Origin of the sequence: Leclercia sp. EC_58, from assembly GCF_019584355.1 — a bacterium.
Classification (GTDB): domain Bacteria; phylum Pseudomonadota; class Gammaproteobacteria; order Enterobacterales; family Enterobacteriaceae; genus Enterobacter.
The window spans coordinates 2,276,733-2,302,210 of record NZ_VDAM01000001.1 but is presented as its reverse complement, the minus strand read 5'-3'; the positions used below and the strand labels follow the sequence as shown (position 1 = coordinate 2,302,210).

The 25,478-nt window shown below is 54.4% G+C and carries 26 protein-coding genes; 7 read left to right on the top strand and 19 right to left on the bottom strand.

The window, feature by feature from the left end; genetic code table 11:
• Window positions 1–140: 140 nt before the first annotated feature.
• The 12 genes from csy3 to FHC51_RS11235 all read right to left on the bottom strand — a co-directional run bounded on the left by csy3 (window position 141) and on the right by FHC51_RS11235 (window position 11,840).
• Complete coding sequence (csy3, locus tag FHC51_RS11290) at window positions 141–1,136, bottom strand: type I-F CRISPR-associated protein Csy3 (RefSeq protein ID WP_156237987.1); 996 nt, start codon at window positions 1,134–1,136, stop codon at window positions 141–143.
• 11 nt (window positions 1,137–1,147) lie between these two features.
• Window positions 1,148–2,074: a type I-F CRISPR-associated protein Csy2 gene (csy2, locus tag FHC51_RS11285; protein ID WP_156237986.1), complete on the bottom strand. Its 927-nt coding sequence runs from the start codon at window positions 2,072–2,074 to the stop codon at window positions 1,148–1,150.
• Window positions 2,067–3,383, bottom strand: coding sequence for a type I-F CRISPR-associated protein Csy1 (gene csy1, locus FHC51_RS11280; protein ID WP_220435558.1), 1,317 nt, complete (start codon window positions 3,381–3,383; stop codon window positions 2,067–2,069). The genes csy2 and csy1 overlap by 8 nt, the downstream gene beginning before the upstream one ends.
• Window positions 3,384–3,398: 15 nt before the next feature.
• Complete coding sequence (gene cas3f, locus FHC51_RS11275; RefSeq protein ID WP_220435557.1) at window positions 3,399–6,659, bottom strand: type I-F CRISPR-associated helicase Cas3f; 3,261 nt, start codon at window positions 6,657–6,659, stop codon at window positions 3,399–3,401.
• Entirely contained in the window at window positions 6,656–7,627 is a 972-nt protein-coding gene (cas1f, locus tag FHC51_RS11270; protein WP_220435556.1) for a type I-F CRISPR-associated endonuclease Cas1f, read from the bottom strand. The genes cas3f and cas1f overlap by 4 nt, the downstream gene beginning before the upstream one ends.
• A gap of 311 nt (window positions 7,628–7,938) precedes the next feature.
• Window positions 7,939–8,091: a Hok/Gef family protein gene (locus tag FHC51_RS11265; RefSeq protein WP_156237982.1), complete on the bottom strand. Its 153-nt coding sequence runs from the start codon at window positions 8,089–8,091 to the stop codon at window positions 7,939–7,941.
• Between the two features lie 352 nt (window positions 8,092–8,443).
• Window positions 8,444–8,584, bottom strand: coding sequence for a hypothetical protein (locus tag FHC51_RS11260; RefSeq protein WP_255584832.1), 141 nt, complete (start codon window positions 8,582–8,584; stop codon window positions 8,444–8,446).
• A 702-nt stretch (window positions 8,585–9,286) separates the two neighbouring features.
• Window positions 9,287–9,427 carry a hypothetical protein gene (locus FHC51_RS11255; RefSeq protein ID WP_220435555.1) on the bottom strand — a complete coding sequence of 47 codons (141 nt, stop codon included), beginning with the start codon at window positions 9,425–9,427 and terminating at the stop codon, window positions 9,287–9,289.
• 104 nt (window positions 9,428–9,531) lie between these two features.
• Window positions 9,532–10,245, bottom strand: a complete 714-nt coding sequence (locus FHC51_RS11250; RefSeq protein WP_114315704.1) for a GNAT family N-acetyltransferase — start codon at window positions 10,243–10,245, stop codon at window positions 9,532–9,534.
• Between the two features lie 226 nt (window positions 10,246–10,471).
• Window positions 10,472–10,960: a cold-shock protein gene (locus FHC51_RS11245; RefSeq protein ID WP_103178570.1), complete on the bottom strand. Its 489-nt coding sequence runs from the start codon at window positions 10,958–10,960 to the stop codon at window positions 10,472–10,474.
• Window positions 10,961–11,055: 95 nt separating this feature from the next.
• On the bottom strand, window positions 11,056–11,301 hold the full coding sequence (locus FHC51_RS11240; RefSeq protein ID WP_103178569.1) for a YmjA family protein: 246 nt from the start codon (window positions 11,299–11,301) through the stop codon (window positions 11,056–11,058).
• Window positions 11,302–11,345: 44 nt separating this feature from the next.
• Window positions 11,346–11,840: a GNAT family N-acetyltransferase gene (locus FHC51_RS11235; protein ID WP_220435554.1), complete on the bottom strand. Its 495-nt coding sequence runs from the start codon at window positions 11,838–11,840 to the stop codon at window positions 11,346–11,348.
• 147 nt (window positions 11,841–11,987) lie between these two features.
• Between FHC51_RS11235 and FHC51_RS11230 the strand changes: the two genes are divergently transcribed.
• A complete protein-coding gene (locus FHC51_RS11230) occupies window positions 11,988–13,109 on the top strand; it encodes a YbdK family carboxylate-amine ligase (protein WP_220435553.1) in 1,122 nt (373 codons plus the stop codon).
• Window positions 13,110–13,186: 77 nt separating this feature from the next.
• Here FHC51_RS11230 and FHC51_RS11225 read toward each other — a convergent pair whose 3' ends face one another.
• The gene (locus FHC51_RS11225; protein ID WP_375373820.1) at window positions 13,187–15,889 is read right to left on the bottom strand and encodes a cation-transporting P-type ATPase; all 2,703 of its coding nucleotides are present in this window, start codon (window positions 15,887–15,889) and stop codon (window positions 13,187–13,189) included.
• A 492-nt stretch (window positions 15,890–16,381) separates the two neighbouring features.
• On the opposite strand from FHC51_RS11225, the gene FHC51_RS11220 reads away from it, so the two are divergent.
• The gene (locus FHC51_RS11220) at window positions 16,382–16,624 is read left to right on the top strand and encodes a DUF1158 domain-containing protein (protein WP_103824118.1); all 243 of its coding nucleotides are present in this window, start codon (window positions 16,382–16,384) and stop codon (window positions 16,622–16,624) included.
• An 8-nt stretch (window positions 16,625–16,632) separates the two neighbouring features.
• Here FHC51_RS11220 and FHC51_RS11215 read toward each other — a convergent pair whose 3' ends face one another.
• Together FHC51_RS11215 and FHC51_RS11210 are read right to left on the bottom strand one after the other, a co-directional pair.
• Window positions 16,633–16,974 carry a RamA family antibiotic efflux transcriptional regulator gene (locus FHC51_RS11215; RefSeq protein WP_103178564.1) on the bottom strand — a complete coding sequence of 114 codons (342 nt, stop codon included), beginning with the start codon at window positions 16,972–16,974 and terminating at the stop codon, window positions 16,633–16,635.
• 32 nt (window positions 16,975–17,006) lie between these two features.
• Window positions 17,007–18,110: an MBL fold metallo-hydrolase gene (locus FHC51_RS11210; protein ID WP_220435551.1), complete on the bottom strand. Its 1,104-nt coding sequence runs from the start codon at window positions 18,108–18,110 to the stop codon at window positions 17,007–17,009.
• 190 nt (window positions 18,111–18,300) lie between these two features.
• On the opposite strand from FHC51_RS11210, the gene FHC51_RS11205 reads away from it, so the two are divergent.
• The 3 genes from FHC51_RS11205 (at window position 18,301) to nfsB (ending at window position 19,982) form a co-directional block, all read left to right on the top strand.
• Window positions 18,301–18,891, top strand: a complete 591-nt coding sequence (locus FHC51_RS11205; protein WP_114315708.1) for a TetR/AcrR family transcriptional regulator — start codon at window positions 18,301–18,303, stop codon at window positions 18,889–18,891.
• Window positions 18,881–19,252: an MmcQ/YjbR family DNA-binding protein gene (locus FHC51_RS11200; protein WP_220435550.1), complete on the top strand. Its 372-nt coding sequence runs from the start codon at window positions 18,881–18,883 to the stop codon at window positions 19,250–19,252. Before FHC51_RS11205 ends, FHC51_RS11200 begins: the two co-directional genes overlap by 11 nt.
• Before the next feature lie 76 nt (window positions 19,253–19,328).
• On the top strand, window positions 19,329–19,982 hold the full coding sequence (gene nfsB, locus FHC51_RS11195) for an oxygen-insensitive NAD(P)H nitroreductase (RefSeq protein ID WP_220435549.1): 654 nt from the start codon (window positions 19,329–19,331) through the stop codon (window positions 19,980–19,982).
• A 36-nt stretch (window positions 19,983–20,018) separates the two neighbouring features.
• Here the strand turns inward: nfsB and FHC51_RS11190 are convergent, their stop codons facing one another.
• From FHC51_RS11190 to FHC51_RS11180, 3 genes are all read right to left on the bottom strand, one after another.
• Window positions 20,019–20,306, bottom strand: coding sequence for a helix-turn-helix transcriptional regulator (locus FHC51_RS11190; protein ID WP_103178559.1), 288 nt, complete (start codon window positions 20,304–20,306; stop codon window positions 20,019–20,021).
• Window positions 20,287–20,616, bottom strand: coding sequence for a type II toxin-antitoxin system RelE/ParE family toxin (locus tag FHC51_RS11185; RefSeq protein WP_114315711.1), 330 nt, complete (start codon window positions 20,614–20,616; stop codon window positions 20,287–20,289). The genes FHC51_RS11190 and FHC51_RS11185 overlap by 20 nt, the downstream gene beginning before the upstream one ends.
• Before the next feature lie 137 nt (window positions 20,617–20,753).
• Window positions 20,754–21,620, bottom strand: a complete 867-nt coding sequence (locus FHC51_RS11180) for a helix-turn-helix transcriptional regulator (protein WP_220435548.1) — start codon at window positions 21,618–21,620, stop codon at window positions 20,754–20,756.
• A 107-nt stretch (window positions 21,621–21,727) separates the two neighbouring features.
• Between FHC51_RS11180 and FHC51_RS11175 the strand changes: the two genes are divergently transcribed.
• Window positions 21,728–23,164 carry an MFS transporter gene (locus FHC51_RS11175; RefSeq protein ID WP_220435547.1) on the top strand — a complete coding sequence of 479 codons (1,437 nt, stop codon included), beginning with the start codon at window positions 21,728–21,730 and terminating at the stop codon, window positions 23,162–23,164.
• 66 nt (window positions 23,165–23,230) lie between these two features.
• On the top strand, window positions 23,231–24,475 hold the full coding sequence (locus FHC51_RS11170; RefSeq protein ID WP_220435546.1) for a mechanosensitive ion channel family protein: 1,245 nt from the start codon (window positions 23,231–23,233) through the stop codon (window positions 24,473–24,475).
• A 1-nt stretch (window position 24,476) separates the two neighbouring features.
• Here FHC51_RS11170 and FHC51_RS11165 read toward each other — a convergent pair whose 3' ends face one another.
• Window positions 24,477–25,451 (bottom strand): LacI family DNA-binding transcriptional regulator, encoded by a 975-nt coding sequence (locus FHC51_RS11165; RefSeq protein ID WP_220435545.1) that lies wholly within the window; start codon window positions 25,449–25,451, stop codon window positions 24,477–24,479.
• Window positions 25,452–25,478 lie beyond the last annotated feature (27 nt).

Sequence of the window (25,478 nt, the reverse complement as noted above, 5' to 3'; positions counted from 1 at the left end):
AGCAGAAACGAAAGGCCGGGGTTATCGCTGAAGCTAATCCTGAGTAAACAAGGTGGATCAATATTAAACCGTTGGTGGTGGCGGTAAGTGGATCACTTTTTACCCGTTGTTGACACTGATAGCTTTCCATCAGCGCCTCCTTATTCTGATTTTTCGCCAAATACGCCACCGCGAATGAGTACGGCCATCACATAATGCTGTTGGTCAGATGCAGGCTTATCTCCCTTCGTCACCCAGCTATCCAGCAACGTATAAAAATCCATTTTCTCTTTTGGCTGACGGCAGGCGATACCTCGGCTGGTAACAGAACCATAAGGTTCAATGGCAATTGCGCCCAGGGCATCAACCTGTGGATGCCAGGTATCAATAGTGCGCAACGCATTACCCACTTTTTGCGAGTGCAGCGCCGCCACATTGTTCACCTGATAGAGCACCTTGCTTTTTGTGCTGTTGCTGTCCAGCACCAGTTCCTGAGAAGGGAACACCTCTTGTCCTTGTCCAAGACGGACAAATGCCTCGACGTTGAGCAAAACAAAAGTATCCCCTTTCAGGCCACGCTCAATTTCATCCGCCAGTTCCTGTAGAGTGCTGTCACGCTGAGTAAAGTCCCGCAGAGAATAATCATGCGCGTTGAACGTCCAGTTTTTACTGCCTTTCACCACAACACGAATCTGTTCAGCCCCCACGCGGTTACGCCAAAGGAAGCGAGCGTTAGCGAGATTGGTCGCGTAGCGCAATGCCAGCTCACCAAAACCCTGTTCAGCGATATACCCTTCGATAACCCCCTGGAGCGCATCCTGATAAATTTTGTCATTACATACGGAAGGAACGGCCAGATTGCCGAGTACGCGCAGCGAAAACGTCATTTTTAATGTATCGGCATCCGCAGGCAGCGCGGCAACGTCAACACGCTGCAGGTTGGCTTTCTGGATCTCGGCATCCAGCTTTGCACGATCGCTTGCTAAAGCATTTTTCAAACGGTTGGAAATCGTCCCGCGGACAGCTTTTTCCTGAATTTGAACGGGCTGCCACTCGGTGCCCTCCCAGTTGCCGGAAAACAGTATTGCATCTGAATTTGCCAGTTTGCGTTCAAAGGCGAGTACAGATGCCGTTTTGATAACCGTATTTTTAGCCATTTTATAATCCCTTAATAATCAGTATCGAAATAGTCGTCGTATTCGTTGTCATCAGCCGTTTGCCCACAGCAGTAGTAACCGGTATCAGTAGTGCGGTAGCGCCAGAGCAGTTCATCAGCCGTTTGTATGCGATGAACGCCGCGCCATTCGCCAATGCCGTATGCCGCTTCGGCAAAACAAAATGGTGATTCATCATCACGCGCGTTAGCCACCTGACCCGGTTCATACAGCGGCGATATTCGCTGCCAGCCGATCATTAACGGCACCAGATAGCCGGGTTGTGGTTTTTTCAGGTATCCCCAGGTGACGTTTTCTGCAGATTCTTCGCGCGCTTCCGCTGCCATTTTCATGGCGGAGAAATCGAGCCACGCATCTATCATTTCGGCGGCTGGATTGTGCTGTTTCAGCGTTTGATAATGTTCTTCGAGCCAGGATGAGCGGTCATGTAAGGCAAAACCCGGCATCAAGCCATAAAGCTTTGTTTTGAGATTAGCGGCACTGAATACCTGCACCCTGCGTAACCCCGTAATCGAGCCGCCCGCGAGCTTTTGCGTCTGACAAAGCGTTTGCAGATACTCAGCCAGGTCACGCATCCCCTCATCGCCGTTTGCAATCTCTCCGTGGCATTCCATCAGCAGTGAAACAGTCATATGCATGCGCCCTTCTTCATTAAAGGAGGCTGTTTTCCCTTCCTTTGTGAGCGGATTGCGGGTTAAGGCAAACTGATAATCACGACCAGAAGAGTAAGCATGAACCTGATGTCGATGGCAGATGACGCCACACCCCTCCAGGCGTAATCCATGGGCCACCTGAAGTTTGCGTGACAGGGCATGTGTATATCCCAGGAAATGCGTAATGGCAGGAAAGCCCCAGGTTAACCCTGCGACAGCGTTGGCATTTTCGACTTCCAACCACGGCAAAATGATTAAATTACTCATGGCTATATCCCTTGATCGCTTTTTCCATTTCCCGCAGCCGGCGACTGAACAGCGGGGCTGTCTGCCACTCACGCCGCTCCGTTTGCCCCACGGACAGTTCAGCCTGACGAAGATGGCTGTTTAACCATTTGGCAAAATCCTCTGCTACGGCTGCCTGCCACTGGTCTTTATCGCGCTCATTGAAAAACGCCTTATCGGTTTTTGCGCGCCACGGATCGAGCCAAAGCTGTTGATGCGGTTTAAGTTCGCATTTTTCGTGGGTTGTCCAGCCAGCCCAGTCCTGACGCTGAATTTCTGCCGCCACGTTGAACAGCGTATCAATGATTTCATCGACATAGCGTTCACGTGCCCGGCGAATGCGCAGGTTATTCTCATTACCTGAATCGACAAGCAGGCTAATAAGACGACGACGAGTCCCATGGGTGGCGTATTCAAAGGGCCCCCTGGCAAACATCGACTTATAACCCAGCGGCGGTTTGGGAAGGCTTTCCCACTGTGGGGCCGAAGATGGCAGAAGCCAGACACGCCCTCCCCGACTGCTGTTAAGTGAGGAAATATTCTGCGGCTTCGTGCCGCCAAAATTCATTATCGCGGTGTTGGGAAAGATAACCAGCGGCTGCGGATACCCTCTCTTTTCACGGCGTGCTTTCCAGGCGGCTTTACTCTCGTCACTAAACCGATGGTCTACGATGCGCTGATGCATTTCCTGGGCAAGAGAGGAAGAGAACAAAGGATTCAATAAGTGATAACCCTCGCCAACAGGGAAATAGACCTGCTTAGCCAGTTTGTGGGAGGTGGGCTGCTTTGTGGTTAAAGCGCGGGAAAATCCTTCCACCCATGTAGCCAGCTGTTCGTCGCTTTCCGCCAGCGCTGCCAGCGCTGAATGGTCATTGCGTTGCAGGCAGGCAAGCAGTGAATCGCCATCTGTTTCGGTTTGTAGCAGTTTGGCGACATCGAGAGCCGCGGCGTTACCCACGGCGTCGGCGGCGGGTTTTGTTAACGTAGCCGTGGAGAGGTAGCCTTCAGATGCGGTTGTTTTCGTGAAAATACTGCTACTTTTGACATCGCCATGCGTGTATTTCGCAGCATGGGTAACCAAGCTGATTTGCCCGGCGCGGCTGGCGGCATCTGTTAACCACGCCCGCGTTTCATAGCGTAATTCAAGCTCCCGACGTTCGTTTAGCAGCTCAGCCTCTTGCTCTCCAGCAGCGAGTCTTTTCACTTTTTCCTTATCAAATGCGTCGAGTTTTGTTTGCCGTCGCCCGGCAATGTAATCGACGATAAACGTTACCAGCTCCTTTTTTGACATCTCCTGACTCCTGATTTAAAGATCCCTGAACACTCCCAGCAACGGATGCCACAGCCAGTCTTCGGCATCCTCATCCTTGCTGGTCCGTAAATTAATCTCTCCGAACCTTTCGCAAACCTGCGCTAACTCCAGATCGAAAGACTCTGCCAACGCCATTAATACAGCGGCGTAATCGGTGTTTATCCATGCCTTAACGCCTTCGGCCATCTCTGTCTGCTGCCAGGTGAATAATCCGGGGTCCTTCCAGCCTGCTGCGCCATCGTCTCGCGCCATAAAACGGGGCGCGTCGAATTCATCTTCCATCCGCAGAAAAAACTGCGCTTCAGGCTGCGCACGCCGAAACGGTGTACGACGCTGAATCTCACCGCTCCAGGTAACTTTTGCCCGCCACCAGTCTGCTGCTACCGGATATGTGCGTTTTTTCCCTAACAGTTCTTCGGCAGAACGACCATGTTCCAGGGTGCTGAGGTTGTCGTAACGCTTGCCTTTAGCATGTTTGAACGTCGCCGCCACGATACGCGGCGCAGAATTGATGAACCGATATTGATCAGCTTGTAGCAGTTCGCGTACTTCGTGGCTGCTGAGCATAAAATCATGAGTTTCAAACCCAGGCCTGCAATAAGCCGGGGAATCGGCATCTGTTGAGCACAGCGCGCGAACGTTTTTATTGAGGATCAGCATATTGGCGGTAGAAGGCGCAATCTGGCGATGACGCTGGATACGCCCGGCAAACTGAATCAGCGAGCGCATAGAACTCGGCTCGATAATCCCCCAGTCGGCATCCCAGTCGCGACCGACTTCGATGACCGATGTGCCAAGCACGACGAATATATGGTGCTGCGCAACATGTTCATGTATCGCCTGGCGAATACGAGGATGTAACAGGTGTGGTTGAGTCGCAGTTCGGGTAAAAGCACCGTCGAGCTGCGTTTCGATATACGAGCGGACGGCAAGCGGATGCTGGCTATGGTAAACGCAATAATGGATGCAGAACCCGTCCGGAGACGGTATACGCATCAGCGCCTGCGCAGTGGCTACCAACGGGTTAATATTTGCCATTCGCACCAGCCCTAATGACACAGTTTTACCCTTTTCCGCGGGCTGATGGTGTGCAAGATGAAGCTTCAGAATTTCAGCGTGAAGCGTATCCGCAAGGCCGGATATCACTTCTGCTGGCCGCACTGAAGAGGTCGTCACATTGACAATATCAGTGATACGTAACACGGCTTTGTTGGGAAGGCGCTTTGCGCGGTTTTCAGCAAATGCGCAGTGGGCATGATAGAAATCCTCCGCAGTCGTGCAGATCTTTTCCTGAGCATTGTCTTCATCAAACCAGGCACAACATACCTCAAGCGGCATCCCCGGCTCGCCGCATGCCTGCTGCCAGGCTTTGCGTCCGGAACAATACGCCGTATGCAGCGCCAGAACCAAAGCCGGAGGTAACGTTGCGGATGAAAGTAAAACCCGGCTCCCCAGCATGCCCGCCCAGTTAACCAGGCGACACAGTGCATGCTGGTCGGCAATATCGAAATCATCCGGTTCATCCAGCACAAGGTCACTGGTCAATAATCGCAGCATCGGTGCAATCTGCTTACCACCGCGCACACCTTCGGTTGCTGGCATCAGGTGATCGATAGTGGTAACCAGCACCGACGCATCTACGAGCTGGCGTAGTTTGGTCTCTTTTTCCAGCCACTGACGCAACGGTCCGTTATTCGGAACCCCGTCGTAATGAACATATTGATGCGACTCGAAGAATCCTTCTTCAGAAGCGCTACTTTCGTCCGGTTCGCGCGCTTTTTGCTGAAGCTCCCTTACCGCCCGAGAACCCACAAGCACTGCCAGGTCGTCTTCTCCTAACCCAAGACGGCTGCGCAATGCTTCCCCGGTTTGCAGCGTCAGGGTGCGTAAACCCAGCGCAACAGTAAAACGACACCCTTCGTCTTCCTCTGCAAGCGCATACATGATCCGTGCATTGGCAAATGTCTTTCCGCAGCCTGTTGAGGCCATATTTATCCCGAAAAATCCCTGTTTTCGTGAAGGCTCACGCAGATTCTCTGCTACGTCCCAGGCTTTATTTTGCCAGCGGTAGCGCTCATCCTTTGCCCTCTCGCGAAATCCTTTATGCCGGGTTATAGCAGGTAGCTGACGGCGTAATGAAGGTAATGAACGGCCAAGCAGTAAGGCGTGATGGCTGACGCCTGCCGTATGCTCATCAAGTTTTTGCTTCAACTGACCGGTTTTACGATCGGTATTAGCCCAGGCACAGTAGTCAGTATCCTGCCAGGCGGTAACCGGATCACGTGAGGAGTAATGGTGATCCGCAAGCATCAGCGCCAGGCGTGCCAGATGAAGCGTAAACGCCTGATCCATTTTGCCAAATTCCGCTAAAGAGGCCGCATTAGCCGCCCGTTTTGCCAGCTGTCGGGCTTTTTCTTGCCAGGTATGGCTGCGTAGCGGCAATCCTGCCGGGAAAGTCCAGGATCGCTGAAAGTCTGCCTCACTCCAGTCATTGCTTTCATGATTAAGGGCATTCCAGGCAACGTTCAGTTGATTCGTCAGCCAGGTTTCGCTGCCTGAAAGGTCGGGAGGGTTTTCACCCAGATACTGCGGTAAACGATGATGAGAAAGGATAAGCCAGGCGACGACCTGAGCCAGAGGAGGTAACGCAGTAAATGGGCTGCCAAGCCTGACCCGAGTATCTTGTTGCACTCGTTCAAGCCAGAGTAACTCATCTTTTGCAGATAATGTGCCAAGCGATGTAAGCCATTGCCTGTCAGTCTGTTCATCAACAAATGCCTGAAACAAACGTACGGAGATCCACTCGTGGCGAAACGGCTGGTAACGGTGTTTGTTTTTTTTGCCTTTTAGTCCATCCTGGAAAAGGGCACTCGCTTTACCAAAGTCATGAAACAGCCCAGCGATAGCCGCCAGCAAAGCGATTGTTTCGGTGGCAGGCCAATGAGATTCATGATGATTACGTAAAATATCGCGTGATGTGCGGTGAGTAGGAACTGTACCTTGCGCATTAAAACGCTTCAGATTGCCGACTATCCATAACAGCTCCGTCTGACCACTTTTCTTGATCCAGTGACAAGCCACCGCCGTATTTCGACGAGCTGTTTTACGCAATAATCGACGCAGCGTATTTAGTCCCTCAAGCGTAATGGCAGTTTGCCACGCGCTATCACCTTTCCGTTCGGCAAACTGGTCGAGGATCTGGCAACTTTGTTCACGCGCATTTTTACTACACCGGGAAATAAGCAAAACATTCATCCGTTGTTTTGCCCGAATTCGATTGCCGTGGATTGCAGCGAAGTAATCATTACATCAAGCGCTTCAGCCTGTTGAAATCCAGTAATACAGCGTTGACGAAAAGTCTGTTCGTCTTCTCCAGCCATTGCTGCAATAAACGCCTGCGGCAATACAAGCGCGTCTTTGATTAAATCAGCAAGATCGAAAACTAAACCACCCCGACGTGTCTTACCATGCAGTACGGCCAGCCCATGTGGAATGCCTGTAACCCAGGCTGCGACAGCAGCTTGCCCATAAGCAAGATAGTTACCATGATCGAGAAACCGGTTCGCGTTGTCTGTGCCGCCGCCTCGTTTTGCGCGAGTAAATTCACCGTATTGCACGGCATTACTGGCAAGCTTATAAAGCGCTTTGGTGAGCTGTGCTTCCTGCAACATAAGCTCTGTGTGGGAAGTTGCAGCCTGAATACCTTCCTGAAAGCGGGCAAGTTTCTCTGCCAGATGGGTCAGTGGAAGCCGAAATCGCTCCTCGCGCTGCATTTTTGAACCACCCCAGTGGCGTTCAATTTGCGTCAATCGAATCGCCTGAAAACGCTTTGCCGCCTCGAGCCGCTTCTGGTCATCAAACCAGAATGATACCCAGCTTTGTAAATATTCCGTCGGACGGTATTCACTTTGTGGAGTAAGCCATGAGATATCAATATCGACCTCAGTGCCTGCGTAAAGTGGGGTGCCACCTCCGCCACAAAATCCAACCAGAACGCCTGCACGCGCAAACTCCCGCATCGCTGCCTGGGTAATAGAGGTTCCGGTCCCTAACATGACGACTGTGGCATTCGCGGTGGGAATATTCCAGTAGAGAGATTCTTTCCCCTCGTCGGTGACATACTCAACCCGTCCCCCATTCACCAGCACCCTGCAATGCTGCAAGTAATAGATATTCGCTCGTTTTGAATGAAGTATGGTTTTTAAATCGGATGGCATAAGCATAATGACGTGCTTCCCTGCGCTTTAACGAACCTGGTGATAGTTAAACGCTTCCCCTCTTCATTAACCATATTTTTATTGTGATTATTTGTTTTAATGACTTGCGCTGTAAACCATATCGAATCCTCACCACAAATTTACCCATGGGAATATCTCTTTCAGAAAACATTTAGATTGCGCAGAAAGCATGACCCTTGTTTGACAGCTGGCAGAAATAAAAATGCCCCGTCCGGCTTATCACCAGACGGGGCAAAAAAACGGGTGCCCGAACCAAACCGACAATTGGATAAGCGGGGATTGCTCCCCGCATACCGCTACTTCTTCGTTTCGTAAGCGAGAACAGCTTTCACTTCTACATCACGCTCCTTAAAGCTCAACTCGCATACCTGCTCGTGAACCAGAAACGTGACGCCCAACACAGTTAAAGCCAGCACCAGGATCGCCCAAAAGGCGTACTTGTTAAGCATGTCATTGCCTCCTTGCTAAGAAGAGGCTACCATCCAAATTGCTTAGGTTTGGGTAGGTAGCCCCGGTTGATGGAAACATCTCCGGGGCTTTTGCTTTCTGCATCTCCAGACCTGCCTGAGCTCAGAAAGCATCAGGCACCCGCCGCAATACTACGCTCGCTCAGGTGAAAAAACCGCCTTTTCACTGGTTATTTAGCCAGGTAAATTACTTTTTCAGAAAACGTTTAGATGCTGGCGTGAAGTACGTTGAATCGACGTCATCACCGGAGCAGAGTGGAGTAATGCCAGAGGCGTAGAAACGTCATTCTGTACAACCTTTTTCGTTTGACGAACCTGTACGCTGAGACGAGCTTCAGTTATCGGGGTTAAGCTGATGGTGCTGGCGATGAAGCATCAGGGCTTCTGCGATGATGTCCTGTTTGCTTTTACGCGTTTCGTAAGCGGTGGCCTGCACGTACTCACAAAGCTCTTCATCGATGCGTGCGCTCAGCATGGTTAACCGGGCATTTTTACTTTCACCTCGCGGTCTGCGCTTTGATGGATAACTTCTGATTTTGTCCACACTCCCTCCGCCTTAAGCATGCAGTTATTTCATGTCCTGAAATATGAAAGTCTGCTTAAAACATGTCAACATTCTAAATCTGAGACACATTTTGTTGAAGGTATGTTAAATCAGAAAGACTTTATCGATAGATTATTTTCAAATGAAAGAAAGTGACATGTCTTACAATAGACAGATACACGCAGAACATTATGTTTGCGATTAGACTTCATCAAGAAGACTTTCATGATTGATAAAGTGGTCATCTTTACCGGGATGGTGCAAACTTCAGGTGCACCAGAGCGTTATGCGCCTCACGAGAGTGATATTCAAAGAGGATGCCCCGATACCCGATGCGTTTGAGCTGAACGCTTTAGATAACCTCTACAAACTCAATCAGAGCAAAAGACTAAGTAAAGACTACTTTATCTAGTAACAACTTTTTAAAAATCGTCACCAAATAACATTATTAAGACAATTAAATAAGTCACTAAAGTTTGACTTTAGTCAAATGAGTCAAGGCGCATAAAGAGAGGTAACCGGACGATATCATGCCCACCAAAGAGGTGGGCGGACCTGTTTATCCGTGGTGGTGATGGTTGTAGCGCGCCTCACGATCGTGCTCGCGTTCCCGCGCCTGTTTCTGCCCTGTCCTCAGGCGGTAACATCTGATCTGTTCTCCTGGCGCACGCCCGCAAACAGCCAGCGCCAGAAAAAGACTTTCACACCCGAACCCAGGAACATCGCCAGCCAGAGCCATGGGCTGTATTTGAGGCTGGTATGAATGACCTCCACCAAATCAACGTGCAGATGATCGGCGACGGCATACTCTTAATAGCAAAAGAAAATAAACGGCGCAGGGGCCCCTCTTCAGAGGCGCGCCTGCAATAAATTCACTGTTATGCCGTTTCGGGGCGAACGTGAAACGCCTCAAGGCGTTTGATCTGCCGTCCATCGTTATCAAAATTATCTGCGGCCAGCCAGCCACGCAGAGCCGCGTCCCGCTCCGGCCATTCGCTGTCTATGATGGAGAGCATATCGCTGTCGCGGTTACGGCCTTTACGCACCAGCTTCTGGCGCAGCCGCCCTTCCCAAGTAAAGCCCAGCCGCTCTGCGGCCCGGCGCGAGGGGATGTTCATCGAATCGCACTTCCACTCCAGACGGCGATAGCCTCGCTCAAAACCATATTTCAGCAGCAGCCAGATCGCCTCTGTGCCGAGCGGGCTGTTTTTCATTTTGCGCGACCAGGTGACATGCCCTATCTCCACCGAACCCAGCTGTTGCTCAATGGCCATATAACAGACCAGCCCGACGGCGCGCTCGCTCTGGCGATCGATCACTGCAAAAGGCACCAGCGCCTTATCCTGCACTTTACCCTGCACCCAGCTGGCGGTCTCTTCCACGCTGGCAGGTTGATTGCTGGCAAGCCAGGTCCAGTCACTGTCGTCGCCCAGCGCGTAGGCCTCGAACAGATCGCTCGCATGCTGGTGCGCATTCAGCGGCTCAAGGCGGCAAAAACGCCCTTCCAGCACCCCACGCTCCAGTACACTGGCCCCCTGCCAGCCGGGAACAGGATCGTTAACCATCTGTCCCCAGATATTCATCTCCGGCACGCTGCTACCCCCTTTCTTTGTGAATGGTTTGTTATTTCACAATACAGGATTGTCTGCATAACAGTACTGCCGGGCGCGTTAATCGCGTAAATAATTCTTTATGCTGGGGATGTATCAGGAGAGAAGGTCGATGAGAGGACGGCGCTGCGCTTGCACGGCCTGCGTTTCGCGCCGCCTTGATTTTCCATGCCGGGTAAGGCGCAGCCGCTACCCGGCAGGATGCAGATTACTTCAGGTTCTTGAGCATTTTTACCGTGGCATCCAGGTCAATCTCATCTTCGGAGAAGATAAAGGTTTTGCCCTGGAAGGTAGTGATAGCCAGTTTTCTTACCGTGCGCATTTCGCCCGCTTTGGCCGTTGATTTCGGCGCGATATTGCCCATCAGGCTCTTCACCGACAGCACGCCGTTCTCTTTATCAATCCGGGTTTCGGCAGGCTCTTCTTCGCTGTAGACCAGGTAAGATTTGATGGAGGTGATTTTATGGCGCTCGCCATCGAGGTAAATATATTTGCTCTCGGGGATCACCTTCACCGCATACGCCGACAACCCCTTGTTGTTGGTGGTCGGTTCAAACGTTACCGCGGCATCTTTCTTAATCAGATCGGGATTGGCGACCTTAATCACATGAAAATAGCGGTTATCGCCGTTTTCATCTTTGATAAATCCAAAGCCCTTATCTGCAAACCAGGTTGTGATTGTTCCGTTCATCGCCATTGCCGTTACCGCCTAATTAATCGTTACTAACTCAGTTTTTGCCGCGCGCAGTGTAAAGCACAACGCCTGCGCAGACTACGTCTTTCATGCAGGAGCTACTCATTGCCCCACTGGTTCAGGAAATTGGCGATATCATCAATGCGCTGGGTGTTGATGCCGGCTTCCACCGCCATCTCGGTCTGCGCCGCTTCACTGATCTCTTCGTTATTCATCAGGCGGGTGATCAACAGCTGGAAATAGAGCGCCAGCGAATCCCGCTCTGACTCGTTGACCGGCTCGGCGGCTTCCGTCGTGTACTCATCCACGATGTCATAATATTTAATCGGTACGTCGTTGCTCATGCGTTATCCTCAGGGTGTCAGTTGTTGCGAGGATTTTAGCATCCTCACAATATTTTTTCCGCGGGCGCCACAATAGACTTGCTCATGTTGACTCCGGTAATGCCAAAACCGCTGGTCTCGTAAAGATGCCGGGCACGGGTATTATCCCCTGCCACTCGCAGTCTGATCTCTTTAAAGCCCCTTTCGCGCAGATGCGCTTCAAAAACGCGAAGAGTCTGTTTACCCAGCCCCTGCCCCTGACAAGAGGTGAAAATATGAAAATCGTAGATAAACACTGAACGCATCATTGTATCGGGTTTGTACCAGAGATAACCGACAGGCCTGTTGGTCTGATCTATCGGCGCAACAAGAGAGAGTAAAACGTGTCCATGCGTATTCACGCCTTCAGGAAGCATTTCAGCAATTTCCTGCTTCGCTCTGGCAAGAGAATCGTGTTGAGAGAGTCCGTAGTTTGAGGCGTTCTCCCCGGCATAATCATCAATAAAATAGTCCAGATAAGCAGGATACTCATCCTCTGTCAGGGGTCGAAATGAGACCATTGCTTGCTCCTTAATGTTAATAATCAGGCCAATATTAATAGCGATAACGACTCTGGAGCGTCAAGGTAGACTGGGCCTGTTCCATAGGGAAAGGGAGAACCTCACCCGTTGTCTATACTCAACTCATCACAGACAACGGAGTGCGCCATGCCTTTACCCGATTTTAAATCCTCTGAACCCTACACCCTCGGTATCGAACTGGAACTGCAGGTGGTTAACCCGCCGGGCTACGATCTCAGTCAGGACTCTTCTGCGCTTATCGCCGCCGTGAAAGATGACATCAAAAGCGGTGAAGTGAAGCACGACATCACCGAAAGCATGCTGGAGATCGCCACCGGCGTCTGTCAGAACATCGACCAGGCGGCGGCGCAGTTTTCCGCCCTGCAGCAGAGCATTTTGCGGGCTGCGGCGGAGCAGCATATTCAGATTTGCGGCGGCGGTACGCATCCGTTTCAGAAGTGGCAGCGTCAGGAGGTGTGCGAGGACGAACGCTACAACGCCACGCTTGAGCGTTTTGGCTATCTGATTTTGCAGGCCACGGTGTTTGGTCAGCACGTTCATGTGGGCTGCCGAACCGGGGATGACGCTATTTACCTGCTGCACGGGCTGTCGCGCTTTGTGCCGCACTTTATCGCCCTGGCGGCCACGTCGCCCTATATGCAGGGCACCGACACGAAATTCTCCTCTTCGCGCCTCAATATCTTTTCCGGGTTCCCGGATAACGGCCTGATGCCGTGGGTTAACAGCTGGCAGGAGTTCGAAGGGCTTTTCCGGCGTCTGAGCCATACCAGCATGATTGACAGTATCAAGGATCTGCACTGGGACATTCGCCCGAGCCCCCATTTTGGCACCGTGGAGGTGCGGGTGATGGACACGCCGCTGACCCTCTCCCATGCCATTAATATCGCGGGGCTGATCCAGGCCACCTCCCACTGGCTGCTCACCACCCGGCCTTATAAGCATCAGGAGCGGGATTTTTTACTCTATCGCTTTAACCGTTTTCAGGCCTGCCGCTACGGGCTGGAGGGGATTCTGACGGACGTCCACACCGGGGAACAAAAAACCATTGCAGAAGATCTCGCCTGGCTGCTGGAGCGCGTCGCCCCTTCTGCGCAGAAGCTTGGGGCGTCGAGTGCGATTGAAGATATCGCCCGGAGCCTGAAACAGGAGAAGAGCGAGGCCCAGCGCATGCGGGACTTTATCGCAGACGGCGGCTCGCTCATCTCGTTAGTGCAAAAACAGTGTGAGGTCTGGGCGACCAGCCCGTAATCGCTCTGTTTTAACCTCCAAAGCGATCTCCTGAGGTGTGATAGTTTGGCCCTCTCCCTTTGGGAGAGGGCCAAACGTTATGCCGCCTTACGGAACCTGCGGGTCAGTCGCTTCTCGATTTCGACGATGAAGAACATCGCGCCCGCGGTCGCCAGGGTTACACCCCAGTAGCGCAGCGGCAGCGCTTCGGTGCCGAACAGCATCTGCATAAACGGCAGGTAGATAATTGCCAGCTGCAGCAGCAACAGCACGCCCGTCACCAGCCAGATACCTTTGTTCGCCAGCAGGCCGCGGTTAAGGGAGAAACCTTCGGTGTTGCGGCAGTTAATCATGTAGGCCCACTGGGCACAGACCAGCATCTGCAGCAGCACGGTGCGGATGAACTCCGCGCTGTGGCCGCGCGGAGCCAGCCAGGCTTCCAGCGCAAAGGCGGCGACAGCGATCAGGGTGCCGACAAAGGCCACCCGCCAGACGGCATAACCATCCATCACGTGCTGCCCGGTCTGACGCGGCGGGCGACGCATGATGTTGCGCTCGGCGGCCTCAAACGCCAGCCCGAAGGAGAGCGTGGCGGAGGTCGCCATGTTCATCCACAAAATCAGCACCGGCGTCAGGGGAATGATGTTCCCCGCCAGCAGAGCAATCACAATCAGCAGCCCCTGCGCCAGGTTGGTCGGCATGATAAACAGAATGGTCTTCTTCAGGTTGTCGTAGACGCGACGCCCCTCTTTCACCGCGCTGGCGATGGTGGCGAAGTTATCATCCGTCAGAACCATATCCGCCGCCTCTTTGGTCACTTCCGTGCCCTTGATGCCCATCGCGATGCCCACGTCCGCCTGGCGCAGCGCCGGGGCATCGTTTACACCGTCGCCGGTCATACCGACGATTTCACCTTTCTCCTGCAAGGCTTTCACCAGGCGCAGCTTATGCTCCGGGCTGGTGCGGGCGAAGATATCGTACTCCACCGCCGCTTTTGCCAGCTCGCTATCATCCATCTGTTCCAGCCGGGAGCCGGTCACCGCCTGGCCGCTGTTGGCGATCCCCAGCATCTGGCCGATACTCATGGCCGTCTGCGGGTGATCCCCGGTGATCATCTTGACGCGGATCCCCGCCTGCTGGCAGGCATGAATGGCGTCGATCGCTTCCGGACGCGGCGGATCCATCATCCCGGCGATACCGAGGAAGATCAGGCCGTGGCTGAGGTCGTCGTGGGTTAACGTCTGCTCACCGTTCGCCGGTTTGTACGCCGCCGCCACCATACGCAGCCCCTGACGCGCGTAACGCTCCATCTCAGCTTCCCAGTAGCTGCGGTTGAAGGCTTCGGCACCATTACGGATCTGCTGCTGCGCGCAGAGAGCGAAAATAACGTCCGGCGCGCCGGTGATGAGGATCTGCTCCTCGTCCCCTATCCGATAGTGGGCGCTCATGTACTTGTACTGGGAGTCAAACGGGATCTTGTTAATCAGCGTGGTCGTTACCGGTGCCAGCCGCGCTTTGGCCGCCAGTACCTTCAGCGCACCTTCGGTCGGCCCGCCGGTGATACGCCACAGGCCGCGCTCGTCCTCGATCATCTGGCTGTCGTTACACAGGTCGATGGTGCGCAGATAGTGCTCCAGCACCGTACCCGGCTGGATCTGCACCGGCTCGTCGCTGCCCTCCAGAGAGATGTTGCCTTCCGGAGCATAGCTGTCGCCCTCAACGCGGTAGCAGCTGTCGGCGGTGATGATCGCCTTGACGGTCATCTCGTTCATGGTCAGGGTGCCGGTTTTATCCGAGCAGACCACGGTCATCGCCCCAAGGGTTTCCACGGTGGGCAGTTTACGGATGATGGCGCGCTTGCGGGCCATCGCCTGTACGCCCAGCGACAGGATAATCGAGATAATGGCAGGCAGACCTTCCGGAACCGCCGCCACGGCCAGGCTAATCAAAGAGAGCAGCAGCTCGCCGAGCGGCATGTCGCGCAGCAGCAGGCTAAAGACGAACAGCGCGGCCATCATCGCCATGATGATCCCGAAGATGGCCTTGCCGAGTTTGTCCATCTGCACCAGCAGCGGAGTGCGGTGCTTCTCGATCCCGGCCATCATCTGATTAATGTGGCCCAGTTCGGTCTCCTGGCCGGTGGCAATGACTACCCCAACGCCGCCGCCTGCGCTCACCGTGGTACCGGAGAAGACCAGATTGGTGCGATCGCCGAGCGGTAATTCCCCGTTCAGCGGCTGGGTGTGTTTATCCACCACCGTCGATTCGCCGGTGAGAATAGCCTCTTCAACGCGTAAATTATGCGCCTCAATTAAACGCATATCGGCCGGAATACGATCCCCGGCACGCAGAACAATAATATCCCCGGGAACTATTTCAGTTGTGGGTATTGTTTCATGATCGCCGTCACGAATAACACGAGCATCGCTGGCGAGCATATTCCGGATGCTGCTCAGTGATTTTTCGGCGTTACTTTCCTGAATATGACCAATTAACGCGTTAATGACCGCCACACCCAGAATAACCAGGGTATCGATCCAGTGGCCCATTATTGCCGTTAATAGTGCAGCGGCCAGCAATACATAAATCAGCACATCGTTAAAATGGGCCAGAAAACGCAGCCAGGCTGGTCTGGCTTTCTTCTCCGGCAGCGCGTTGCGGCCATGCTTGTCCAGCCGCGCCTGTGCTTGCGTGCGGCTCAGACCCGCCGCGGTGCTCTGCTGCGCGGCAAGCGTCTGCTCTACGGTCTGCTGATAGGCCATGTCTGGCGTGGTGGGCGGCGGCGTCTGGGTGTGGTGCATTTTGGTCATATTTCAGCTCCTTCAGATTGCGGTGAGCAAAAGCCTGAATTCCATATCTGCTTTTATAAATCTGTCGACAATATTGGGTTGTCAGGAAAATTAATTTATCGCACTATTATTGTTGTCGGCGGCATTAAACCGGTAACGTTTCATTTCACCAGAGCGATTTTTACAAATTATTTCTAAACCGAAACTAAACGAGAGGGAACCATGTTTGGGATTTATCGCGGACGACGCCTGGCGTTATATATTTTTGTTGCCATTGTTATTGCAACGTTAATTGGAATGAGTACCTATACCTTTGTAAAACTATTCGCCGGAGGCTGACAATAATTGACATTAACGCAGGTTAATTGAATAGAGATTTTTCTGACAGGGAAATATCAGCGAATTAGCGGACCATTATTTATCGCGCCTGCGTCTGACGGTTGATATTGCTTTACGAAGCCCTATCCGTGACAATGTTATTTTTAACTGACGATTAACATAATCATGAGACACCCGTTAGAATCGCTGTTAACGGCAGGCGGCATTTTGTTGATGGCCTTTCTCTCCGTTCTGTTACTACCTGCGCCGTCGCTGGGGCTGGTGGTGGCGCAAAAGCTGATGACCCTCTTCCATCTGATGGATCTGAATCAGCTTTACACCATCATCTTTTGCCTGTGGTTTTTACTGCTCGGCGCCATTGAATTCTTTATTCTGCGTTTCATCTGGCGCCGCTGGTTTGCGCGTTAAGTCTGCTGTTAATGCGCGCGACTGTGGTTATCCTTGCGATACGCCCCAGGCGGCTGGTTAAAGGTGCGGGTAAAGACGCGGGTAAAAGTCTGCTGGGAGTCAAAGCCGTAACGCAGGCAGATATCGTAGACCTTTTCATCCGATTCACGCAGATCCCGCGCCGCCAGCCGCAGCTTACGTTCGCGAATATAGCGCCCCAGACTCTCGCCTTTGTACTGCATAAACAGCCGCTGTAAGTGCCATTTGGAGTAGCCCGCATGTCGGGCGATATCCTCGATACGCAACGGCTGATGAAGGTTGTCGTCGATCCACTCGACAATGGTGTCGATAACCTGAGCGGAAATAGTCATGCTGCTCTCCCCCTCTGCTCTTCGATTTAACATTATTCCCACCACGCACGAAATTGTTGCGTGGCATCATCTACCCTGACCGGCTCACCGAGCTCCGGGGTCAGCAGGCGATATTTTTTATCCTTGCTGGCCTGCGTAAGCTGGATCAGTGGGTCGTTCCAGGTGTGTTTTGCCAGCACAAAGCGCCCGGAGTGGCCCGGTACGACCGCGCTGGCATTAAGATCCTCCGCCGCCTGCGCCGTTTCGGCAGGCTGCATGTGGATGTACTTCCAGTCCTGGTCATACTGGCCGTTCTCCATGATCGCCAGATCGACGGCGCCGAAGCGCTCGCCAATGGCGCTAAAGTGCGGGCCATAGCCAGAATCACCGCTGTAGAACACTTTCGTCTCTGGGGTGACAAACATAAAGCTGCCCCACAGCGTCTGGTTGCGCTTGAGCCCGCGCCCGGAGAAGTGGCGCGCCGGCAGGACATGTACGGTGAGATCGTCGCTGATCCGCACCGACTGCTCCCAGTCCCGCTCCTCAATGATCGAGGGCTCCATCCCCCAGTAGCGCAGGTGCGATCCCGCCCCGAGCGGCGTGACCACGCGCTTCACTTTGGGCAACAGGGCTTTAATGGTGGCGTAGTCGAGATGATCATAGTGATCGTGCGAGATAATCAGCAGATCGATATCGGGCATCTCTTCGGCACGCCACGGGTACTCCCCGGCAAAGGCTTTATTGAGAAAAGAGAAAGGTGCGGCATAGTTGCTGAATACCGGATCGATCAGAATGCGTTTGCCTGCCAGCTGCAGATACCACGAGGAGTGGCCGAGCCAGACCAGCGTCTCTTGATCCAAAGGCAGCGTGGCCAGATCGGTTTTCACCAGCGGCAGCGGCTGGGCTGGACGTGCGTTCTCACGCTTCGTCACCAGAAAATCCCACCACGCCGCCACCATGTTCTTGTTGCCGGTAAAGCCGGGTGTCGGCAAGGTGTTATGGAACTGGCCGTCGCGATACTGCGGCGAAGCGGCAAACTCACTCAGCTGCGCGCCCTGTGGCGGCTGGCCGAACCCGGCATTGAGTACAAACGGCAAACTCGCCGCGGATGCAATCATCATCACTACCACCACGCTAACAATAAAACGCTTTTTCATATCCCGACCCGAATTCGCGCCCCATCCGATGGCCTGCGCGGGCAAAACTTGATTATGAGTGAGTAAGCACTCATTATAGAAGTGATGCGAAAGTCGTCAAGACGTTTTAAGATCTTTGACATTCCGCGTTGCAGCCCCACAAAGGGCATGATTCAATCGGGGTTTTTGCACATTACCTGGAGGAAATGCAGTGGCTCGTCCGAAAAGTGAAGATAAAAAACTGGCGTTGCTGGACGCGGCAACCACCGCGTTTGCCCAGTCCGGCATTGCGGCTTCTACTGCGTTAATCGCCCGCAGCGCGGGCGTGGCAGAAGGCACCCTGTTTCGCTATTTCGCTACCAAAGACGATCTGCTCAACGCCCTCTATCTGCACCTGAAACAGGATCTATGCCAGACCATGTTGGCGAATATGGATCGCGCCCTGACCCAGCCAAAAGAGCATACCCGCAATATCTGGAACAGCTACGTTGACTGGGGGATCCGCAATCCGGTGGCCCACGGCGCCATCCGCCAGCTTGGGGTGAGCGAGAAGATCAACGCCGAAACCGAGCAGGCGGTGCATGAGATGTTCCCGGAACTGCATGAGCTGTGCCGTCGCCATATTCGCCCGGTGTTTATGTCGGAAGAGTTCCGGCTGTTTGGCGACGCGCTCTTTTTATCCCTGGCGGAGACTACCATGTCCTTCGCTACCCGCGAACCGGCCCGCGCAGCCGAATTTAAAGCATTGGGTTTTGAAGCGATGTGGCGGGCGCTGGCCGAAGAGGATAGCGATGGACAGTAAAATGCTCGCCACCTGCGCAAAACAGGTGGCGCTGGAGCTGCCCTTTACCGAACACTGCTGGCCGTTTGGCCCGGATTACGATGTGTTTAAGGTCGGCGGCAAGATTTTTATGCTGATTGGCGTCGCGCGCGGGCGCCAGCACGTAAGCCTGAAGTCCGACCCGCAAAAATCGCTGCTCAACCAGCAGATCTACCGGGGCATTGAGCCTGGTTACCATCTGAATAAAAAGCACTGGATTTCGGTTTACGCGGCGGAGGATATCACCCCTGAGCTGATCGCCGATCTGGTCAATGATTCGTGGCATCTGGTGGTGGATAAGCTGCCGAAAAAAGAGCAAAAACGTCTGCGTCCGGGCCCTTAAGCGCTCGGAATGCCCTTACCTTTGTTCCCTTCCCTTTGTATCATTTTCCCTTTTGCATTAAACCCCAGGAGTCGTTATGGATATCATCTCTGTTGCCTTAAAGCGTCACTCGACGAAGGCCTTTGATCCGAGCAAAAAATTGACTGCCGACCAGGCGGAACAGATTAAAACTCTGCTGCAGTACAGCCCATCGAGCACCAACTCGCAGCCGTGGCACTTTATCGTCGCCAGCACCGAAGAAGGCAAAGCGCGCGTGGCGAAATCCGCAGCCGGTGGCTTTGTCTTCAACGAACGTAAAATGCTGGATGCCTCTCACGTGGTGGTGTTCTGCGCCAAAACCGCGATGGACGATGCCTGGCTGAACCGCGTGGTGGATCAGGAAGAGGCCGATGGCCGCTTCGCCACCCCGGAAGCGAAAGCTGCTAACCACAAGGGCCGCACCTTCTTCGCCGATATGCACCGTGTCGATCTGAAAGACGATCATCACTGGATGGCAAAACAGGTTTACCTGAACGTCGGCAACTTCCTGCTGGGCGTGGCCGCAATGGGTCTGGACGCGGTGCCAATTGAAGGTTTCGATGCCGCCATCCTCGACGAAGAGTTCGGTCTGAAAGAGAAAGGCTTCACCAGCCAGGTGGTCGTGCCGGTCGGGCATCACAGCGTGGAAGATTTCAACGCCACGCTGCCGAAATCGCGTCTGCCGCTGAGCACGATTGTGACTGAGTGCTAATGACTACTGGCACGCTGGGTTCCGGCGTGCCTGTTTTCAATAGAGCGTAATCTGCGGATGCTTAACGCCGCACACCAACGCATAACGCGTTAAGGTATCCAGACTCGCCCGGGTAATATTGGCTTCCATTCGGGATACGGTTGGCGCGCTGACCCCCATGCGCTCCGCCACCTGCGCACGCGTCAGTCCAGCCTGTTTGCGCCACTGTGCCAGCATCTCCTGTAGCCGCGCCTTACGCTCTTCGGCGTCAAAGGCAGCCTGCACATCTGAATCGCTTAACAGCTCCGCTCTTAACGTATCCCAGTCAATGATCTTCTTGCTCATCCAACATCTCCTGTTGTCTTTTCAGTGCCAGACGGATTTCAGCAGAAGGCGTTTTCTTCGTCTTCTTGATAAATACACGCAACAGATAAATTGTTTTTTCCCGCTGATAAACATAGATCCCGCGACTATGAATCAGACCGACGGTTCTTATTTCAAACAAACCATGGGGTAATGGCTTGCTGTCGGGCTCCCGAAGCGCCGTTGGGTTAGCACGCAATTTATCAAGCTGACGAATCAGCTTCGCCTGTACGCCTGCAGGCAACGAGAGGATCTCTTCTCTGACTGCCTGATGAACGATAAGTCTGAACACGATTTTTCATCCCTGAAAATATTAGCATGTAAGGCAATTTGCATTAAAGGCTAATTTTGCCTTTCGTGATTTACCTTACACCCTTTATCCAGGCCAGACCGGAGTGACTTCTATTCCCTGAAAGCCCCTCGCAGAAATTATTTCTGTGCAGCCAGCCACGCAATTGCCCTCTCCCCCGCCTCATCCACCGGCAGATAGACCAGCAGCCGCGAGCCGTTGCGCGGAGCGGAGTACCAGTACATCTGCTGGAGATGAAAATCGCCCAGGTCGGGATGGGTAAAGAGCTTGAGCTGGTTTTCCACGCCGCGCACGTCGTTGCGCTGGTGCCACAGGGTTTCAAACTCTTCAGATACCGCAAAGAAGCGTGCCAGTTTGGCCTCCCACTGCGGGTCGCCCCGGTGCTCGGCCATCGCCGCGCGAAAATAGGAGACAAAAATCGGCAACACGTCATCACGCTTGCCCAGCCGGGCGCGCCACGCGGGGTGAGTGAGGAAGAGATAGATACAGTTGCGATCTTCCGGCGGAATGGCGTTAAAGTCGACGCCCATCAGATGACCGAAGCTGTCATTCCACGCCACGATATCGAAATTCGGTTTCTGAATGCTGGCGGGTTTTGGCATCAGAGTATCGAGCAGACGTCGGGTGCCTTCGCTGATCCCCTCGCAGCAGACCGCCTGCGGCGCTTCGCCCGGCGGCAGGCCAGCCAGCAGAAAGAGGTGGCGGGCTTCGGTCGGGGTACATTGCAGCGCTTTCGCCACCGCCGCCATCACCGCGCTGGACGGGTTTACATTCCTGCCCTGCTCGAGCCAGGTGTACCAGGTGACGCCCACATCCGCCAGCATGGCCACCTCTTCACGCCGCAGACCCGGCGTGCGGCGGCGACCGCTGCGCGGCAGGCCAAGACGCTGCGGGTCGAGACTTTCGCGTCGGGCGCGTAAAAAGGCGCCCAGCTGTTTACGGGTGTCATCCTGGAGTGCGGTGACCGGTTCAGACATCAGCGCCATAGTGCCCCCTGCATGGTAGTGCCAGTACCAGTATAAGCAAGAACTGGTACCCGTTTATCAGATGGTTGATGCTACGACCATCTGATGAATGACGCAATGGAGTCACCATGAATAGGTCAGCTGTTTCACCGGGCCGGGCAGGCCTGATATTGCTGTTAACCGGCCAGATGCTGCCGCTGATCGATACCTCGATCACCAACGTGGCGCTGGATTCCATCACTCACTCGCTGCACGCCACCGCCACCGAGCTGGAGCTGATTGTCGCCCTCTACGGGGTGGCCTTCGCCGTCTGTCTGGCGCTCGGCAGCAAGCTGGGAGATAACCTCGGGCGCCGCCGTCTGTTTATGTGGGGCGTGGCGGGCTTTGGCCTGGCCTCACTGCTGTGCGGCGTGGCAGGCAATATTGAGCAACTGCTGGCCGCGCGCATCGTGCAGGGCGCGGGGGCTGCGCTGATCATGCCGCAGATCCTCGCCACCCTGCATGTGACGCTGAAAGGCACCGCTCACGCCAAAGCCATCAGTCTGTTTGGCGGCATCGGCGGGATTGCCTTTATCGTCGGGCAGATGGGCGGCGGCTGGCTGGTGTCGGCGGATATCGCCGGGCTGGGCTGGCGCAACGCCTTCTTTATCAACGTGCCGATCTGCCTGCTGGTGCTGGCTCTGAGCCGTCGTTTTGTTCCGGAAACCCGTCGCGATACGCCGTCGCGCATCGACTGGCCGGGCACCACGCTGCTGGCCGCGATCCTCTGCTGCCTGCTGTTCCCGATGGCGCTGGGGCCGCAGTGGCACTGGTCCTGGCCGCTGAAGGCGATGCTTCTCGCTATTATTCCGCTGGGCTGGTTGATGGTGCTGAACGCGCGTAAAAAAGAGCGTGAAGGCGCCCATCCACTGATCCCACCGCGTCTGATGCAGCTCGGCAGCATTCGCTTTGGCGTGCTGATTGCGATGCTCTTTTTCAGCGTCTGGTCCGGGTTTATGTTCTGCATGGCGCTAACCATGCAGACCGGGCTGGGGATGGCCCCGTGGCAATCCGGCAACAGCTTTATCGCCCTGGGCGTGACCTATTTCGTCTCGGCGTGGTTTGCCCCACGTCTCATTGCCCGCTACAGCACCAGCACCATTCTGCTTACCGGCCTGGCAATTCAGATAACCGGCCTGCTGGCGCTGATCGCCACCTTCCGCATCTGGGGACTGGAGAATACCGCCCTGACCCTCGCCCCGGCCACCGGGCTGGTGGGCTATGGTCAGGCACTGATTGTGAACAGCTTCTACCGTATCGGCATGCGCGATATTCAGCCCGACGACGCGGGGGCCGCCAGCGCCATTCTCAGCACCCTGCAACAGGCGGCGCTCGGCCTGGGGCCTGCAATATTTGGCGCGATTTTGCTCCACGCCCTGCAAAACCATCACGGGGATTACGCGGAGGCGATTAACCTCTTCCTGGCGGTGGAAACGGGCATGATGGTGGTGCTGGCGCTGGCGACCCTGCGGCTGCGCCATCGTCTTAGCCTGCCGGTGACGAAAGCCTGTCACGCGTCCCGGTAAGCCCCTGGGTTTGCATAATCGATCCGCAGCCGCCATTATGGCGGCTGCTTTAATACAGGAGATGTTATGCAGGAGTTTATTTCCCTGGTCGAAGAGTCAGGTATTGAAATTAATCACACCACTTCCCTCGTGATTATCTTTGGAATTATTTTTCTTACTGCACTGATTATTCACTTTATTCTGCACAAAGTGGTATTGCGGGCCTTCGAGAAACGCGCCCGGGCCAGCAGCCATTTATGGCTGCAAATCATTACCGAGAATAAATTATTTCACCGTCTGGCCTTTACCCTGCAGGGGATAATTGTCAACGTGCAGGCGGTATTGTGGCTGCAAAAAGGCAGCGATGCGGCAGAGATATTAACCACCTGCGCCAAGCTGTGGGTGATGGTTTACGCCCTGCTGGCGTTCTTCTCGCTACTGGACGTGATTTTCAATCTGTCGCAAAAAATGGCCACCGCCTCGCAGCTGCCGCTGAAGGGTATCTTCCAGGGCATCAAGCTGGTGAGTGCCATTCTGGTGGGGATCCTGATTATCTCCCTGCTGATTGGTCAGTCTCCCGCCATTCTGATTAGCGGCCTGGGCGCGATGGCGGCGGTGCTGATGCTGGTGTTTAAAGATCCCATTCTCGGGCTGGTGGCGGGCATTCAGCTCTCGGCCAACGATATGCTCAAGCTCGGCGACTGGCTGGAGATGCCGAAATATGGCGCCAACGGCACGGTAACCGATATCGGCCTGACCACCGTCAAGGTGCGTAATTTTGATAACACCATTACCACCATCCCGACCTGGGCGCTGGTTTCCGACGCCTTTATCAACTGGAGCGGCATGTCGTCCTCCGGCGGACGACGCATTAAGCGCAGCCTGAATATTGATACCACCAGCATCCATTTCCTCGACGAACAGGAGCAACAGCGGCTGATTCAGGCAAAGCTGCTCAAGCCCTATATGGCCACGCGCCATGAGGAAATCACCCTGTGGAATCAGCAAAACGGTGAAGGCGAATCGGTGCTAAACCTGCGCAAAATGACCAATATTGGTACCTTCCGCGCCTATCTGAATGAATATCTGCGCAACCATCCGCGTATTCGCCAGGATATGACGTTAATGGTTCGCCAGTTAGCGCCGGACGCCAACGGTCTGCCGATTGAAATCTATGCGTTTACCAACACCGTCATCTGGGCAGAATATGAGGCGATTCAGGCCGATATTTTCGACCATATTTTCGCGGTGATCGATGAATTTGGCCTGCGCATTCACCAGTCTCCCACCGGGAACGATATTCGCTCCCTGGCCGGCGTGCTGGTAAAATAACTCAGGTGCTGGCGCGGGAAATAAAGCGCCAGTTCATCATCACCCGCTCCGTGGGCGCATCAGGGTTGTCGATTTTGTTCAGCAGCAGATCGACCGCCTTGCGCCCGATATCCCGCGATGGCTGTTCAATGGTGGTCAGCGAGACCATCTCCGACAGTTCGGTGCCATCGAAACCCACCACCGCGATATCTTCCGGCACGCGCAGCCCGGCCTTTTCGATAGCGCGTAGCGCTCCGGCGGCCAGGGTATCGGAGACCGCAAACACCGCATCCGGGCGCGGCTCTGTTGCCAGCAGTTTGCTCATCGCCGTCATCCCGGCCGCCGCGCTCAGATCGCTCGCATACTCTACCGCCTGATACGCCAGGTCGCGCAGATGCAGCACGCTTTTATAGCCCCGCTCGCGCAGGCGGGCATATTTGTAGCTCAGGTCGTGGTTGATAAGCGCAATCCGCTGTCGTCCGCCGTCGGCCAGGCGGCTGACCACATGCTGGGAGGCGTCGACATCGTTGATCCCCACACAAGAGACCGCCCCCGCATCGGCGTATTCAGCGCACTGCACCCAGGGGGCATCACCGATGAGTGCCGCCAGTTCAGGAAGGCGGGTGAAGGCATCCATCGTGATAATGCCGTCGACCATTTTGCCGGAGAGCAGGCTGAGCCCCGAGCGGGAGCGTTCAATATCGGAGCCGGAGTTGCACAGCAGAATGCGGTAGCCGTTTTTCTCCGCCTGCTCCTCAATGCCCTTCACCACCTCGGCGCAGAACGGGTTGGCAATGTTGGAAACCATCACCAGCACCATATAGCTGCGCGCCGTGCGCAGCTGGCGGGCCAGAAGATTGGGCTGATAGTTCGCCTCTTTAATCGCCTGCAAGACGCGCTCGCGGTTTTTGGCTTTGACGGTATCGCTGTTATTCAGCACGCGCGATACCGTCGCCACCGAGACGCCCGCCAGTTGGGCGATTTTCTGAATTGACATAGCGACGAGTGATCCTGCAGTTTGCGT

What these genes read in the sequence shown, in the direction of transcription:
- FHC51_RS11240 (WP_103178569.1), bottom strand. Translation starts at nt 11,301, where the DNA reads ATGAGCAACGACGTACCGATTAAATATTATGACATCGTGGATGAGTAC.
- FHC51_RS11235 (WP_220435554.1), bottom strand. Translation starts at nt 11,840, where the DNA reads ATGGTCTCATTTCGACCCCTGACAGAGGATGAGTATCCTGCTTATCTG.
- csy2 (WP_156237986.1), bottom strand. Translation starts at nt 2,074, where the DNA reads ATGAGTAATTTAATCATTTTGCCGTGGTTGGAAGTCGAAAATGCCAAC.
- nfsB (WP_220435549.1), top strand. Translation starts at nt 19,329, where the DNA reads ATGGATATCATCTCTGTTGCCTTAAAGCGTCACTCGACGAAGGCCTTT.
- FHC51_RS11165 (WP_220435545.1), bottom strand. Translation starts at nt 25,451, where the DNA reads ATGTCAATTCAGAAAATCGCCCAACTGGCGGGCGTCTCGGTGGCGACG.
- FHC51_RS11190 (WP_103178559.1), bottom strand. Translation starts at nt 20,306, where the DNA reads ATGAGCAAGAAGATCATTGACTGGGATACGTTAAGAGCGGAGCTGTTA.
- FHC51_RS11225 (WP_375373820.1), bottom strand. Translation starts at nt 15,889, where the DNA reads ATGCACCACACCCAGACGCCGCCGCCCACCACGCCAGACATGGCCTAT.
- FHC51_RS11200 (WP_220435550.1), top strand. Translation starts at nt 18,881, where the DNA reads ATGGACAGTAAAATGCTCGCCACCTGCGCAAAACAGGTGGCGCTGGAG.
- FHC51_RS11175 (WP_220435547.1), top strand. Translation starts at nt 21,728, where the DNA reads ATGAATAGGTCAGCTGTTTCACCGGGCCGGGCAGGCCTGATATTGCTG.
- FHC51_RS11215 (WP_103178564.1), bottom strand. Translation starts at nt 16,974, where the DNA reads ATGACTATTTCCGCTCAGGTTATCGACACCATTGTCGAGTGGATCGAC.
- csy3 (WP_156237987.1), bottom strand. Translation starts at nt 1,136, where the DNA reads ATGGCTAAAAATACGGTTATCAAAACGGCATCTGTACTCGCCTTTGAA.
- FHC51_RS11220 (WP_103824118.1), top strand. Translation starts at nt 16,382, where the DNA reads ATGAGACACCCGTTAGAATCGCTGTTAACGGCAGGCGGCATTTTGTTG.
- FHC51_RS11265 (WP_156237982.1), bottom strand. Translation starts at nt 8,091, where the DNA reads ATGCTTAACAAGTACGCCTTTTGGGCGATCCTGGTGCTGGCTTTAACT.
- cas1f (WP_220435556.1), bottom strand. Translation starts at nt 7,627, where the DNA reads ATGCTTATGCCATCCGATTTAAAAACCATACTTCATTCAAAACGAGCG.
- FHC51_RS11230 (WP_220435553.1), top strand. Translation starts at nt 11,988, where the DNA reads ATGCCTTTACCCGATTTTAAATCCTCTGAACCCTACACCCTCGGTATC.
- FHC51_RS11170 (WP_220435546.1), top strand. Translation starts at nt 23,231, where the DNA reads ATGCAGGAGTTTATTTCCCTGGTCGAAGAGTCAGGTATTGAAATTAAT.
- FHC51_RS11210 (WP_220435551.1), bottom strand. Translation starts at nt 18,110, where the DNA reads ATGAAAAAGCGTTTTATTGTTAGCGTGGTGGTAGTGATGATGATTGCA.
- FHC51_RS11245 (WP_103178570.1), bottom strand. Translation starts at nt 10,960, where the DNA reads ATGGCGATGAACGGAACAATCACAACCTGGTTTGCAGATAAGGGCTTT.
- cas3f (WP_220435557.1), bottom strand. Translation starts at nt 6,659, where the DNA reads ATGAATGTTTTGCTTATTTCCCGGTGTAGTAAAAATGCGCGTGAACAA.
- csy1 (WP_220435558.1), bottom strand. Translation starts at nt 3,383, where the DNA reads ATGTCAAAAAAGGAGCTGGTAACGTTTATCGTCGATTACATTGCCGGG.
- FHC51_RS11180 (WP_220435548.1), bottom strand. Translation starts at nt 21,620, where the DNA reads ATGGCGCTGATGTCTGAACCGGTCACCGCACTCCAGGATGACACCCGT.
- FHC51_RS11260 (WP_255584832.1), bottom strand. Translation starts at nt 8,584, where the DNA reads ATGCTGAGCGCACGCATCGATGAAGAGCTTTGTGAGTACGTGCAGGCC.